Raw genomic sequence first — 14,677 nt, forward strand, 5'->3', positions numbered from 1 at the left:
GGTATTGCGTGGGTCTTTTAATGACCACTCTTAGTGCTTCAGCGAGGTCTCAATGCTTCTTAGAAGTGTCTCTGAATGCTTCACGGGCGCCTCTGGGCTTTTCAGGGATATCTCTGAATGATTCAGCAACATCTTTAAGCTCTTTAGAGATGTTCTTGAATGCTTTAGCGATGTATCCAAGTTTCTTGGAGGGGACTCTGAATGATTCAGAGGTGTCATCAAATGATTCGGCGATATCTCTGAGGCATTTGGAGATATCACCGAACGATTTAATTATGCATTTTTCATGCTGAGCTGAATACGTTTTCGAACCCGATCCACTTCCATCACTTTTACTTTAACCTGCTGCTGCAGCTTAACCACCTCATTGGGGTCGCTAATGTAACGGTCGGCCATTTGCGAGATATGCACCAGGCCATCCTGTTTAACGCCAATGTCAACAAAGGCGCCAAAGTTAGTAATGTTGGTTACCAGTCCTGGCAATACCATACCTTCGTATAAGTCGTCGATTGAATAGATGCCTTCTGCAAACTCAAAAGCTTTGATTTCACTACGCGGATCACGCCCGGGTTTATCGAGCTCTTTCATGATGTCGGTAAGTGTGGGCAGCCCAATGGTATCGCTCACATAGTTCTGCAGCTTAATTTTATCGCGCAGCGCCTTGTCTTTCACCAGGTCATCGACCTTACAGCCCAGGTCGGCCGCCATCTGTTTCACTACTTTATAGGCTTCGGGGTGAACGGCTGTATTATCGAGAGGGTTCTTAGCATTCTGTATCCTCAGAAAACCGGCTGCCTGTTCAAAGGCTTTAGCGCCCAGACGTGGTACCTTCTTCAGTTTATCGCGCGAGTCAAAGGCACCGTTTTCGGCTCTGAAATCAACAATGTTTTGTGCCAGTTGCGGACCTAATCCCGATACATAGGTGAGCAGGTGTTTACTCGCAGTGTTCAGATTAACACCAACCGAGTTAACGCACGACTCCACCACCGTGTCCAGCGATTTTTTTAGTTGTGTCTGGTCCACATCGTGCTGGTATTGACCCACGCCAATTGATTTGGGATCAATCTTAACCAACTCGGCCAAAGGGTCCATCAGTCGGCGGCCTATGGAAACGGCTCCACGCACAGTAACATCATAATCAGGAAACTCCTCGCGTGCCACTTTGCCTGCTGAATACACCGAGGCGCCATCTTCACTCACAACAAATATCTGTACCGATTGCTTCAGGCGTAATCCTTTGGCAAAAGCCTCTGTTTCGCGCGAGGCCGTGCCGTTACCAATAGCAATGGCTTCTATCTGATGCTTGTCAATTAATGCAGTAATGGTTTGTGCCGATTTCGGATAATCGTTCTGTGGCGGGTGTGGATAGATGGTGGCATTATCCAGCAGGTTACCTTGTGCATCGAGGCACACCACCTTACAGCCTGTCCGATAACCGGGGTCGAGTGCCAGCACCCGTTTTTGCCCCAGTGGTGAAGCCAGTAACAACTGACGCAGGTTCTCTGAGAAGACACGGATGGCTTCGGTATCTGATTTTTCGGCAGAGAGTCTGGTAAACTCCGTTTCGATAGAAGGCGCTAAAAGTCGTTTATAGGCGTCGGCCACAGCATCGGCCACTTGTTCTGATGCGCTGGTATTGCCCTTTACAAAGAAACGATCGAGGCGTTGGATGCTGTTCTCAGCATCTGGTGCTATCGTTAGTTTTAAGAAACCTTCCTTCTCGCCGCGGCGCATAGCCATAAAACGGTGTGAAGGACAGCGTTTCAGGGGTTCGTTCCAGTCAAAGTAATCCTTGTACTTGACACCTTCTTCTTCCTTACCTTTTACTACTTTGGAGCAAATGGTGGCTTCTTTATCAAATACCGAACGTACAATCTCGCGAGCCACCTGATGCTCATTTACCCATTCGGCAATAATGTCGCGGGCGCCCTGAAGTGCTTCATCCACATCTGCTACTTCGTCGTTGACAAAGCTGGCAGCTCGTCCTTCGATGTCACGTTCATATTGCTTCATCACGATTTTTGCCAGAGGCTCCAGTCCTTTTTCTTTGGCTTTCACGGCTCTGGTTTTGCGCTTGGGCTTATATGGCAGGTAAATATCTTCCAGTTCGGTAGCATTATAACAGGATTTAATTTTAGCTTCCAGTTCTGGTGTTAAAACGTCCTGTTCATCCATTGATTTCAGGATGGTTTCTTTACGTTTTTCCAGTTCCTGAAGCTTTTCATATCTCTCCTTAATGGCACCCACCTGTAGTTCATCCAAACTACCTGTCATTTCTTTACGGTAGCGACTGATGAAGGGAATAGTTGCTCCTTCGTCAAGCAGTGTAACCGTGTTTTCAACGCCTTTAAGTGGCAGGCTTAGTTCCTTTGCTATTAGCTGAGTTAATTGCATATAATCAGATGACAGTATAATGAGATTATCCGTTGTTAATAGTTCGTTAGTTTTTAGGCAGTAGGCAGTAGTTTGTTTCGTATGTGTTTAAAATACTGCACATTGTTCATAAACATTATAGAGTCTTCAACCTTTTGGAAATAGACACCAATAAAACCTCAACTAACTATTGCATTTGTGTTGATTAAAAATACCAGTGTTATTCCCCTTTATTGGTTTTTTTACCGGGTTTCTTTTTGTAATTATTCCGTTTGTTGCCCGATGGTTTTCCTTTGCCACCTTTGCCTCTTCGGCGCCCCTTTAATAGTTCTTCGGGATTATAAACAGGTGCTTCGCCCAGCTCCGGATTAAGCGGAATCTTGTAGATATTCGTTTCAATCAGGCGCTCAATCTTATGAAACTCCAGTATTTCCTTATCGTTGATTAAGGTGATGGCCACCCCTTGTGTTTGTGCCCTGGCCGTACGACCAACACGGTGCACATAATCCTCGGCATCGCGTGGCACATCAAAGTTGATGACCAGGTCTATCTTTTCGATATCTATACCGCGGGCAATAATATCGGTAGCCACTAATATCTGGATGTTGCGGTTTTTAAACTCGCGCAGTACATTCTCGCGATCAGCCTGTTCCAAATCAGAGCTGATATCCTGCGCGTTAAAGCCGTTGCCTTTAAGCGAGCGGGCTATCTCCTTCACCTTTTGTTTGGTAGAAGAGAAGATGATGATGCTGGGTAAGTCTTTGTCCTTAAGCAGGCTGTTCAGCAATGGTATCTTTTGTGTGTCATACACCATATAGGCGGCCTGCAGGATGCCTTCGGCCGGCTTGCTGATGGAGATATTCACTTCATCGGGCTCAACCAAAATGTTTTTAGCCAGTTCCCTGATTTTTGGCGGCATGGTAGCCGAGAACATCAGGGTCTGTCGCTCCTTGGGCAAGTACTTTACCACTTGCATAATGTCATCGAAAAAGCCCATGTCGAGCATACGGTCGGCTTCATCCAGAATCAGGTGCTGCAGTGTATCCATTTTCACATAGCCCATGGTTAAATGCTGGATGAGGCGGCCTGGCGTAGCAATCACAATATCAGCACCAGTGGTCAGTGCATTTTTTTGACGGTTCCATTCACCTGAATCATTACCGCCGTAGATGGCTGTCGATGAGATGTCCAGAAAGTAGCCAAATCCTTCCATCTGCTGATCAATCTGGATGGCCAGTTCGCGTGTGGGAACCAGAATAAGGGCGTTTATTTTGTTATGGCCGTTACGCACCAGCTTGTCTAAAACGGGCAGGAGGTAGGCGGCCGTTTTTCCGGTTCCTGTCTGAGCGCAGGCAATCAGGTCTTTGCCATCTTTGATAACCGGGATGGTTTGTTCCTGCACCGGTGTTGCTTTTTCAAAACGCATGGCGTTCAGTCCGTCAAGCAACTCTTCCGAAAATCCAAATTCTTTAAATTCCAATGTATTCGCTTTACAATAATACTATTCTACATATACAACCAATCCTTTAAGGTATTCTCCCTCAGGATGGTAAATGTCAACCGGGTGATCGGCTGGCTGTGTTAGTTGCTGCAGTATTCTTACCTTTCGACCAGCTCGGGCAGCAGCCGAAAATACCATCGTTCTGAACTGCTCTTTAGTTATCACCTGTGAGCAGGAGAAGGTAAACAAAATACCGCCCGGGCGTATTTGCTCAAGTGCTTTGGCGTTTAATCGACGGTAACCCTGCAGGGCATTCTTAACCACATTGATATGCTTGGCAAAGGCCGGAGGATCTAATATAATAAGGTCGTATTTGTTTTTGATTTTGTTGAGATACTTAAAGGCATCAACCGCAAAAGCTTCGTGTCGGTTATCGCCCGGGAAGTTAAGTTCAACATTATCGTTGGTGATTTGTATGGCACGCTCCGAGCTGTCAACTGAGTGAACCACCTTTGCGCCACCCCGCATGGCGTAAAACGAAAACCCACCAGTATAACAAAACATGTTCAATACTTCACGGTTGCTGCTGTAATGCTCTATCAGAGAGCGGTTATCGCGCTGGTCGACAAAAAAACCGGTTTTCTGGCCGCGTTCCCAATCAACTTTAAATTTTAAGCCGTTTTCAAGTGCAATCTTCTCTGAACTTTTACCATAGATATAGCCATTAACGGGTTCTACATCGGCTTTATAAGGCATGGTGCCTTCTGATTTATTAAAGACAGATTTAAGTCTGTCACCAAGCACTTCCTGCAGGGCTTTTGCAATCAGGTCTTTTACCAGGTACATACCAACGGTGTGCATTTGCACCACTGCTGTTCCATTGTAAAAATCGATAATAAGACCGGGCAAATAATCACCTTCACCATGCACTAATCTAAACGCATTGGTATTAGCATTATCGGCCAGTCCAACGGCACACCTTAAGTCAAAAGCTTTCTGTACTCGGTTCTTCCAGAAGTCATAATCAATAGTCTCTTGATTAAAACTTAGTATTCTGACGGCTATTGAACCAATTATATAATGTCCGATAGCCAGGAAATTATCCTCACTATCTAATACTTCAACAATATCTCCTTCTGTTAATTCGGGTCCTTTTACGCCTTTTACAGCTCCTGAAAATACCCAGGGGTGAAAACGACTTAAGCTCTGCTCTTTACCTTGTTTAAGAACTAATTGTGGACGTTCTGTCATCGGTGCTAAAATTATTATATGGTTTGCGCCTCTGCGTGCGGAAACTCTTCCTGTAGTTTATTTAATAGTTCAATGGCCACCCAGGCATCGGTGGCCGCATATAGGATTTGGCCTTCGGATAAATGTGGTGCTTCCCAGTTAGATAGCCGCTGACGCTTGCTTACTCTGAAATTAAGGACTAGTCCCGCCAGTTTTTTTAGGCTGGTATCTTCAATGCCTACACCTTTCACGTGGTCCTGAATTTCGATGAATCCAGCTTGTTTAAAAGGCACTAATCGGTTTAAGCCTTTAATATCGTCTCTGATACCAACACCCACTTTTTTTATTTGTGGGTTTGATAACAGACGTACAAGTGATGGGTGAAATCCTGTTTTGTTTAATCGAAACAGATAGGCTTTTTCATTGGTTGCCAGCTGCAGCAGAGCTACCTGGTTCACTTTCCCTTTCTGAAAAGAAGGTTTGGTTTCTGTATCAAATCCTATTGTATCGTGTTTTTCAAGTTCTTTTACAAGTTCTTCGATGACATTGATGTCTTCAATAACATCAACACGGCCTTCAAAGTGCTTTAAAGGTAATTGATTAAGTTCTTCTTTTGTAATGGTTTTCTCCATTTATCTTAGTTGGCTTTATTATAGTAATGGGGGCAGTTCGTCACTATCATCCTGCCAGTCTTGTTGCATTCGGTTGTACCAGTTATCTTTTTGTTGATTGCTCTGGAAGGTATCTTCACCCTCTTCCTCATCCAGTGGCTCATCTCCATATTGTATGGCATGTAAGGCCCTGAGCGTATTGACCATTTTTTGTCCCCAGTACAATTGAAAGTTCTCAACGACTTCGGCCAGTGCATCATTCATAATTTCAGTCACACCCAATCGATAGGCCGAAATAAAGTCTTTAATATCCTGGTAAATGTCAGTCAGATCTTCGGCAATGAAAGAAATAACCGGGGTATCACTACGTTGCATGTCAGGGGTGAAAACTTCCAGGTAATCATTAAAGCGGCCCAGTTTAGTGGTTAAGGCATCTAATACATGGGTGTAAGTCATTTCATCCACTGTTTTTTCGATGCTCTCTTCCAATTCACTTTCTACCTTTGGTAATACTGTCGCTTTAAGATACAGAAGTGGAATAATACGCGTGGCTACCGTTACAAATTGCTGCCTGTTGTATTCATCTGTGGATTCCAAAAAGGCACAATATTCCTTAGCTACAGTAACAAATTCAATAACATTTTTAGAGTAAACGATGTGCTCAAATGCTTCTTCCATACTTAGTAATCACCCTTATGTTGAGACAATGTAGATATGATAAGTGGCAAAAGTAACAAAAATTAGCGACTATATCCGGCGTGTTGAGATATTAACATCACCAGGCTGGTGAAAGGCAATGACAGTAGGTTACGCAGAGTGTTTTGGCTGGTTGATTATCTCTGAAGCTGCAGCCGCATCAGCTCTTGGATGTTAAGAGTTGGGGAAAAATATTATTTTTGCACAGAAGTGTTGAGAAGCTGTATATGCGCCGCAACATTTTTTGTGCATTAATAATGACAGATGAATAAGGAAGCAATAAGTTTAGGAGTGTTGTATAAAAATCTGATTGGTAGGTTGAAAGGTTTGGTGGTGAGTCCGCAAAAGGAGTGGAGTGATATCTTCTCAGAGCGTAAAACTATCAACGAGGTGCTTGCGCAATTCAGTTTTCCCTTGTTGGGTTTTTATACCCTCAGCACTTTTATTGGTTACTTGTTATCACATCAGGGACTCGATTTTGGTTCGGCGGTTAAGGAGGCTGTGTTTACTTTCTCATCCAGTTTTTTCGGACTCTATGTAAGCTATTTTTTATTGGTTAAGGTGGGGGCCCTTTTAGGGCATGAAATTGGGAAAGAAAAAGCTTTTCAGTTGATTGCCTATGCATCAGCGATTACATACCTTACCGGTAGTATTATTGCTTTAGTTCCTGAAACCATTGTTGTTGCAAGTATTGTCAATCTGTATATTATATACCTGGTGTGGCTGGCCTGCGGAGTGTTATCAACTTCGTCGCAGGATGCTCGAATCTGGCTAACCATCATCGCAAGTATCTTCATTCTTGCTGTACCGGTATTAATAAGCCGATTGTTTGTTTTCATCAGTAACCTTACAGTATGAGTCTGCCCACATCACGCATCAATATAAGAAATAAAAGAGCCACGTTTGATTATGAATTGATCGAGCGCTTTAGTGCTGGTATACAGTTGGCGGGTACAGAAATAAAGTCCATCAGACTAGGTAAAGCCAGTTTGGTTGATTCGTACTGCTACTTTGTTAATGGCGAGCTATGGCTCAAAGGAATGCGTGTGTCCGAATATTTCTACGGAACCTTTAATAATCATCAACCTGAACGTGAAAGAAAATTGTTGCTAAAAAAGAAAGAGTTGCAGAAATTGGAGCGTAAAACCAAAGAATCTGGTTTAACCATTGTGCCAATTAAACTCTTTTTCAATGACAGAGGCTTTGTGAAAATTGAAATTGCATTGGCCAAAGGTAAAAAGCAACACGATAAGCGTGAAACACTTAAAATGAAAGACGCAGGCAGGGAGATGGATAGGGCTAGAAAAAAGTTCTAAAAATCAACATCTGTCACGCAACCCCTTCTAAATTAATTCATCTATCAGGTGAATTTAATTTCTATGAAAGAATGAGGTTGATGCCACTGCTGCGACAATTTATTATTCAGTTTAGGTGTTTAATTAGAATCATCTTTAATGCTAAATTGGTAATTAATTGTTGTGAATAATCTCAATGACATAATTAAGGGATGTCAGAAGAACAAGGCTGCTGCTCAAAGGCAATTGTATCAGGCATATGCTGCAAAAATGTTTGCGGTATGCTTGCGCTATTGCAAGGATAAAACAGAGGCCGAAGATTGTTTGCAGGAAGGTTTTATTAAGGTATTCAACAACATAGGTAAGTACGGATTTAAAGGCTCGTTTGAAGGATGGGTGCGTCGTATAATGGTTAATACGGTTATTGAGATGTTTCGAAAAAAGCAGCCTGAGCTGTTGGTTGATGAATTTCCTGTTCTGACCGATGGTGAAGATGAAGATGTTTATGATGCGTCGTTTACACATGATGAATTAATGGCTATGGTGCAGGAGTTGCCGCCAAAGTATAAGCTGGTGTTCAATTTATATGTGCTTGAAGGATTTTCGCATGCCGAGATTGCTCAAACTGCAGGTATTTCTGTAGGAACGTCAAAATCAAACCTGGCACGAGCCCGCCAGTGGCTTAAAAAGAGTGTTGAAAACAGATTGTTGGAGAAAAAACAGGCCGTATGTTAAGGGAAGGCAAAAATATAGATGCTGTTTTTAGAGAAGGGCTATCTGAACATGAGGTGGTACCTGAAGGATACGTATGGGATTCTCTTGAGAAATCGCTTGCTAGCCAACGCAAACAACGGAAGGTATTGGTTATCTGGCGAAGTTTGGCTGCCGCCTGCATTGCTGGGTTTATAGCACTTGCTATTGGCTGGCTCTTCAGGGTGAGTGAACCATTGACCAGTTCCGAGGTGCAATTGGTGGAAAATGATAAGATTGAGAATGAAATGCCTTTGCAGACTGCAGGATTTACTGAGCAAGTTGTCGAAAAGAAGACTATTGTTGAGGATGCTAAGAGTGAACCAGTCTCTTTAATAGAGAGTAATTTACTACAGCCTAAGAAGGTAACTGTTGCAGTGAATGAAAAGAAGACCGTTGGTGCTGCAGGTGCATTGGATTATTTATCTTCCAATTCATCTCTTCAGTTAACTGAGAATTATGATATTGACAGGCAGCTTCATAACAGGCAAGAAAAAGTATATTATCCGATATATGCGTATAATTCCACACCAGTACCTGAAAAGAAAAAGGCTACGGTAAGCGTAGGCGGTTTGCTCTCGCCAGCTTATAATTCAAAAGTGAGTTATGGAGCTCCTGCCAGAAATGTTCTTAAATCGGGAGGTTCAATTAATGAGAGTGGCATTAACTCATTAGGTGGAGGTTTGCAGGTGAGGGTTAATACCGGTTCGCGCTGGAGCTTCGAAACGGGTGTTTTATACTCGCAGGTAGGACAGTCTGTAAAAAATGCACAATCGACCACATTTGCAAATGTGCGCGAGGGTGTCATAAGCCCAAATACTGCAACGGCTAATTCACTTGGTGAGATTGTGATTAACAAAGCCAGTGAGGATTTTAGTAGAGCACAAGTGTATGCCAACGATATTGAATCAGCAGTGTTAAATTACGACAATTCATACAATTCAGTTAAGCAAACGCTTGATTACATTGAGGTGCCTTTAATGGCCCGTTATGCCTTATTTAATAGTTTTCCCTATTTGTCAGTTTCAGGAGGCTTTAGTTCCAATTTTTTAGTGAATAACAGTGCCTATGCGGTTAGTGGCAGTTCTAAAGAGAAAATAGGAGAGACGAGCGATATTAAGTCATTTGTGATTAGCAGTTCTCTGGGAGTAGGTGTTGATGTGCCTATCACAAAAACTATCCGTTTGAGTTTAGAACCCAGGTTCAAATATTTTCTTAATTCAGTCAGCTCTAATGAGCTCAATAGTTTTCAGCCGTATTCCTTTGGTGTATACGGAGGCCTCACTTTTGTGGTGAATTAGATTATTTTAGTGATTCGAGCATAGAAAAGTACACTCCCCTTTGTTTCAGCAGTTCATCGGGTGCTCCCACTTCAGCAATGCCTGAATTTTCCATCACAACAACTATATCAGCCAGTTTGATGGTGGATAGGCGGTGGCTGACAATGATGGCTGTTTTATTTTTGGTGATTTCTTTAAAGTGGGCAATAAGCTTTGCTTCGGTAAATGCATCCAGCGAGCTGGTTGGTTCATCCAAAATAATAATTTGTGCATCGGTATTGTAAAATGAACGTGCCAGTGCAGTACGTTGCCATTCTCCTCGACTGAGCATTTGACTGCCTTTAAAGAGAGTGCCCAGGGTGGTATCAAATCCTTCCGGCAGATTTGAAAATAATTCATGTATCCCTGCTTTCTGGGCTGCCTCTTGTATGATTCCGTTTTCATCTTTACGTCGCATATTACCAAAGCGGATATTATTGGTGGCACTTACATTGTAAAGCATAAAGTCCTGAAAGATGACTGATATGTTTTTAGAAATCTCTGATGATGATATATGGTACCAATTGATATTGTCAACCGTGATTTGTCCTTCGTTTGGTTGATGCAGGCCGGCAAGCAATTTAACCAGTGATGTTTTGCCACAGCCATTGCGGCCAACCAGTGCTACTGTTTTACCTTTCGGAATAGTCAGGTTTATGTTTCTCAGTACCCACTTGTTGGTGTTAGGGTATTTGAAGCTGACATTTTCTATTTCAATGGTATTTTTAATGGGGTTAGGAAAAAGTTGATTAGCAATGGATTTTTCAATGCTGATATTATTAAACTCAATGAAGTTCTGAAGAAATAGGTTGTCTTCATAAAGTGAACTAAGGCTGCTTAACAGTCCCTGAAGTACCGCATAGGCACGTTGAAGGGCCAGAAAGTACATGGCCATTGAACCGCTGCTAATCTGCCCTTCTACTGTTTGTTGTACAACATAGCCAATTATTAACAACAAAATAATTGTTGCCAAGATCTGTACTGTTACTTCATAAAGGGTTTTAGATTTGGAAAGAGTCCACTGCTTATCCCGCAAATCGTGTTTGAAATACTCATATTCGCGCTTGAAGGTTTCTCCCAGATTAAATACACGAAGTTCTTTAGCGAAGTCTTTGGCGGTTAGTAGCCTGTTGAAGTAATGAACGCGTCTTTCGTCTTCGGTATGCTGTTTTCTGTATTGGTAAATTTTGCGTGTATGGGCTATTCTGAAGTAAAAGATGGGAGCGCCGGAAATGATTAAAATGGGTATCATGGCCCAATGGATATTACTCAGTATAATTAGTATCAGCAATAGTGTCAAGCTGTTCTGTGCCAGCTGTAAAATACCATAGAAAACCCTGGCGGGCCTGAAGTTGGCGTCATTCAATGCTCTGTAAAACGTATCCTGATAATTGGCATCTTCAAAATATTTGTAGTCAATGTTAATCGTTTTTTTATGGATGATGTTTTGAACGTAGTCATTCACGAAATGACTCTGGCGTTCTCTTACCAGGCTACTTACCGAACCGCTTATGGCATTGAGTAAAAAGAAAAGCGCCGTAGCGCCAATAATATAATAGAGGTGCTGGGGATTATTATTGATGGTGTTGATGTGATTGGTGACTACATCAATCAGTTCTTTTACTACATAGAGCAACAGCAAGGGAATGCAGCCTCTTACTATTGTTATAATGGCATTGATAAGTGTCCATTTAGGAGAACTCCTATAGACGATACGTAATGATTCAAGTAGATGATTAATTGATAGTTTGTTGACTCTTTTCATTCAACACAGGTGGTTTATATTACTTCCATGTAAATATAGGATCTTTTATTAATGGAATGATTATAATCTCACCTGTAATTCCGTAGTTGAAAACACTAATTGCCTGATAGCAGGGTTGTCAGCTTGTGATGAATTCGACCATAATAATAAAATGGCCTTCCTGTTATAGGTGTTAGTTTGGGCATTAGTTTCTTGAATAGTTTGAAAAGAAGATGATTGACAGATGTTGTTTTGTTGTTTCTTTTACGTGCTATAACGGTTCCTAATACGTTTTTAGCTTCGATGGGAGTGTCGGCTTTAATAAGTCCGTCACCCTTGAAATAATAATAGTGATTATCGGTTTTGATTAAGCGGTGGGCAATTAGTATCTCCTGGTTATTGAAGATACCTATATCGCCAATGTCAGGAAGCTTTGGAATAACGATTAATTTATCGCCCGGATGCAGGAGAGGATACATGCTGATACCATGTGCGGGTACTTCCACCTGGTGCCCATCCTGAAGTAGCTTTTTTAGCGTTATTTGTAGTTTAGTATCAGCCAAGTTTCTGCAGAATTAGATTAACTATTTCGTTATCTGGTTTAAAACCACATTCGTATACTCCGCAGCTTTCAGCAATGGTGAGCAAGGCATCAAGGCGGCTTTGCACCTGTTGTTCATCATACTGAAATTGCATACAGTTGCTTAAAAGTCCCATTGTGCCTTTAATGGCAGGTAGCTTCTTGATATAGTTGTGTGGCGATTGGCTGATTAGGAATGTTTTGTGTAGCCTCACACTCTTGTAATTATCCTGATAATAGGGCATAGGAGTGTTATATGTCACAAACCCCTCCTTATCGGGTAATATAATCAGCCTGTCGTCATTAATGATAGTGGCACCTTGTTGACGCCATAATTCGGCCATGGTTGACTTGCCTGTGCCTGATACTGCTGAAAATAGATAGCCTTTATCTTTATATTCAACTGTTGAGGCATGGATAACAAAACCGCCGTATTGATGAATGATGTATTGTAACAGCAGAATGCCCAGAGGATGAAAAAACGGATCGAAAGAGAAGGCCTGAAGGTGTTGAGCGCAGATATCGATCCCTATCTCTTTGCGTTGGATACTAATATTTGCCAGAGCTTCTTTAATGTATTGGTGGTTTTCGAACTCAACAAATATTCCTTCATCTTCGCTATTTCTTATTACCGACCACTTGTAGGGTATTTCAGTGTCAAACTTGTCTGCACCGGTAAAGATATGATTGATTTCGCGATGGTTTATTTTTTCCGTCAGCCTAATGTTAATTGTCCATTCATTCAAAGATGTTGGTTGTACAGATGAAAAATTACTACTCCCACCCATCGGGTCGAAGTCAAAAAGGGGGCATAAGAGATTAACTGTAAATCTTATGCCCCCAATTGTATACTGTTGGGTTTTATAAACCGTGTCCATTTACTACATATTAGAAAAATCAGGTGAATCATTACCGAATGGATAATCCTGTGCCGGCGGATTCTGATAATCTGGTGCCGATTGTTGCATTGGTGCCGGTTCTTGAGGTGCAGCCTGAGGAGGCAGTGGTGCACTTCCTTCCCAGAGGTTTACTACCCTATCAATACAGTGTTCCTCAATATCTGGCTTATTATATCTTCTTTTAATATTCATTCCCGATTCGTCTCCGTTTTATCGCCTTTATAGCTCTTGTATTATGCCTTTATCAACAGCCTTATTTAAGAATTGTTCTAAATCAGAATGAGCTGTTTCCCTGTCAATCTCAAACTCACAAAGGATTAACTCAAGTAGTTGATCCAATGATTTTGGTTGGCTTAATGCATTATAAACAATCGATCCAATTTCATTTAGGGAGAAAACTTTTTCCATCAGAGCAACCTGGTCAACAAGTGGTACAATCACCATCTCTTCACCAACTGTTTTTTCAACAAAACCGTTCTTTTTCCTGTACAATTTCCCCACTAAACACGTTTAACTTCGGCAAAAATATAAAAAATCAAAAAATCAATTCGCAATTATGCTAAAAGTAATGATTAATTTGACCAATGGCTCATTTTAGCCAATTAATTAGTTAATAGTCGTTATTTTTTGATTGATTAAAATTCTGTTCGTGCAAATGGTGCTACCTCCTGACCAACAAAATCTTGTTTAAGATATTTATAGTAACCATTAATGGCAATCATGGCAGCATTATCGGTTGTATAAGAAAACTTTGGAATAAACGTTTTCCAACCTTTTTCTTGTGCTAATTGTGTCAGTCTGTCGCGCAGACCCGAATTAGCCGAAACACCTCCTGCCAATGCAACCTGTTTAATGCCTGTATCTTTGGCTGCTTTTATCACCTTATCCATCAATATGTCAATAATGGTTTTTTGCAAAGAGGCACAAATATCAGCTTTATTCTCTTCAATGAACTCAGGGTTTTTCTTCAATTCATCACGGAGAAAGTAAAGAACTGAGGTTTTTAAACCGCTGAAACTGTAATTGTAATCTTTAATTTTTGGCTTATTGAATTTGAATGCTTCAGCATTACCTTCTCTGGCCATTTTGTCAATTAAAGGACCTCCCGGATATGGCAGCCCGATAATTTTAGCACATTTATCAAAGGCTTCTCCGGCAGCATCATCAATGGTTTGTCCAATTATTTCCATGTGCAGTTGATCCCTCACAACAATAATCTGGCTGTTGCCACCTGATACCAAAAGGCATAGGAAAGGAAATGAAGGCTGGTTGGTGTCGTGTTCATTCTCTTTAATGAAGTGCGCCATTACATGCGCGTGCAGATGGTTCACTTCAATCAACGGCAGATTATTGGCCAAGGCAAAGCCTTTGGCGAAAGAGGTGCCCACTAATAATGAACCCATCAGTCCAGGACCGCGAGTGAAAGCTACTGCGTTTATATCGTTTCTGCTTACACCAGCATCTTTAATGGCCTTTTCAACCACCGGGATGATATTCTGCTGGTGCGCTCGTGAAGCTAATTCTGGCACCACACCTCCATAGGCTTTATGCACATCCTGATTAGCTACAACGTTTGATAATATGACATCATCTTTAATAACAGCCGCTGAAGTGTCATCGCATGATGACTCAATTCCCAAAATTATCGCACTCATAATTTTTATCAGATAGATTTATCCCTAATCAAATTATTATTCCCGCCTTTTTCTTACTTTTGGTGGGTTAAAACGGGATAAAAG

15 protein-coding genes are annotated in these 14,677 nt (G+C 41.7%); 4 read left to right on the plus strand and 11 right to left on the minus strand.

Going from position 1 to position 14,677, the window contains the following annotated elements; translation table 11 throughout:
- Positions 1-273: 273 nt before the first annotated feature.
- The 5 genes from KEM09_RS06965 to KEM09_RS06985 form a co-directional block, all read right to left on the minus strand.
- On the minus strand, positions 274-2,394 hold the full coding sequence (locus tag KEM09_RS06965; RefSeq protein WP_212227111.1) for a Tex family protein: 2,121 nt from the start codon (positions 2,392-2,394) through the stop codon (positions 274-276).
- 199 nt (positions 2,395-2,593) lie between these two features.
- Positions 2,594-3,853 (minus strand): DEAD/DEAH box helicase, encoded by a 1,260-nt coding sequence (locus tag KEM09_RS06970; RefSeq protein WP_212227112.1) that lies wholly within the window; start codon positions 3,851-3,853, stop codon positions 2,594-2,596.
- A 21-nt stretch (positions 3,854-3,874) separates the two neighbouring features.
- A complete protein-coding gene (locus tag KEM09_RS06975; RefSeq protein ID WP_212227113.1) occupies positions 3,875-5,065 on the minus strand; it encodes a class I SAM-dependent rRNA methyltransferase in 1,191 nt (396 codons plus the stop codon).
- Positions 5,066-5,079: 14 nt separating this feature from the next.
- Positions 5,080-5,676: a 3'-5' exonuclease gene (locus tag KEM09_RS06980; RefSeq protein WP_212227114.1), complete on the minus strand. Its 597-nt coding sequence runs from the start codon at positions 5,674-5,676 to the stop codon at positions 5,080-5,082.
- Between the two features lie 18 nt (positions 5,677-5,694).
- Positions 5,695-6,333, minus strand: coding sequence for a DUF5063 domain-containing protein (locus KEM09_RS06985; RefSeq protein WP_212227116.1), 639 nt, complete (start codon positions 6,331-6,333; stop codon positions 5,695-5,697).
- Between the two features lie 282 nt (positions 6,334-6,615).
- On the opposite strand from KEM09_RS06985, the gene KEM09_RS06990 reads away from it, so the two are divergent.
- The 4 genes from KEM09_RS06990 to KEM09_RS07005 all read left to right on the plus strand — a co-directional run bounded on the left by KEM09_RS06990 (position 6,616) and on the right by KEM09_RS07005 (position 9,697).
- On the plus strand, positions 6,616-7,209 hold the full coding sequence (locus tag KEM09_RS06990; RefSeq protein WP_212227119.1) for a Yip1 family protein: 594 nt from the start codon (positions 6,616-6,618) through the stop codon (positions 7,207-7,209).
- On the plus strand, positions 7,206-7,667 hold the full coding sequence (gene smpB, locus KEM09_RS06995) for an SsrA-binding protein SmpB (protein ID WP_244824896.1): 462 nt from the start codon (positions 7,206-7,208) through the stop codon (positions 7,665-7,667). Before KEM09_RS06990 ends, smpB begins: the two co-directional genes overlap by 4 nt.
- Before the next feature lie 162 nt (positions 7,668-7,829).
- Entirely contained in the window at positions 7,830-8,381 is a 552-nt protein-coding gene (locus KEM09_RS07000; RefSeq protein WP_342343999.1) for an RNA polymerase sigma factor, read from the plus strand.
- Positions 8,375-9,697, plus strand: a complete 1,323-nt coding sequence (locus KEM09_RS07005; protein ID WP_212227121.1) for a porin family protein — start codon at positions 8,375-8,377, stop codon at positions 9,695-9,697. Before KEM09_RS07000 ends, KEM09_RS07005 begins: the two co-directional genes overlap by 7 nt.
- A 1-nt stretch (position 9,698) precedes the next feature.
- Here KEM09_RS07005 and KEM09_RS07010 read toward each other — a convergent pair whose 3' ends face one another.
- From KEM09_RS07010 to tsaD, 6 genes are all read right to left on the minus strand, one after another.
- A complete protein-coding gene (locus KEM09_RS07010) occupies positions 9,699-11,480 on the minus strand; it encodes an ABC transporter ATP-binding protein (protein WP_212227123.1) in 1,782 nt (593 codons plus the stop codon).
- Positions 11,481-11,575: 95 nt separating this feature from the next.
- Positions 11,576-12,022 (minus strand): S24/S26 family peptidase, encoded by a 447-nt coding sequence (locus KEM09_RS07015; RefSeq protein WP_212227125.1) that lies wholly within the window; start codon positions 12,020-12,022, stop codon positions 11,576-11,578.
- On the minus strand, positions 12,015-12,917 hold the full coding sequence (locus tag KEM09_RS07020; RefSeq protein ID WP_212227127.1) for a hypothetical protein: 903 nt from the start codon (positions 12,915-12,917) through the stop codon (positions 12,015-12,017). Before KEM09_RS07020 ends, KEM09_RS07015 begins: the two co-directional genes overlap by 8 nt.
- Before the next feature lie 3 nt (positions 12,918-12,920).
- Positions 12,921-13,130 (minus strand): hypothetical protein, encoded by a 210-nt coding sequence (locus KEM09_RS07025; protein ID WP_212227129.1) that lies wholly within the window; start codon positions 13,128-13,130, stop codon positions 12,921-12,923.
- A 27-nt stretch (positions 13,131-13,157) separates the two neighbouring features.
- Positions 13,158-13,439 carry a PqqD family protein gene (locus tag KEM09_RS07030; protein WP_212227131.1) on the minus strand — a complete coding sequence of 94 codons (282 nt, stop codon included), beginning with the start codon at positions 13,437-13,439 and terminating at the stop codon, positions 13,158-13,160.
- Between the two features lie 134 nt (positions 13,440-13,573).
- Positions 13,574-14,593, minus strand: a complete 1,020-nt coding sequence (tsaD, locus tag KEM09_RS07035) for a tRNA (adenosine(37)-N6)-threonylcarbamoyltransferase complex transferase subunit TsaD (RefSeq protein WP_212227133.1) — start codon at positions 14,591-14,593, stop codon at positions 13,574-13,576.
- Positions 14,594-14,677: the final 84 nt, after the last annotated feature.

The organism is Carboxylicivirga mesophila (assembly GCF_018271975.1).
Lineage (GTDB): Bacteria > Bacteroidota > Bacteroidia > Bacteroidales > Marinilabiliaceae > Carboxylicivirga > Carboxylicivirga mesophila.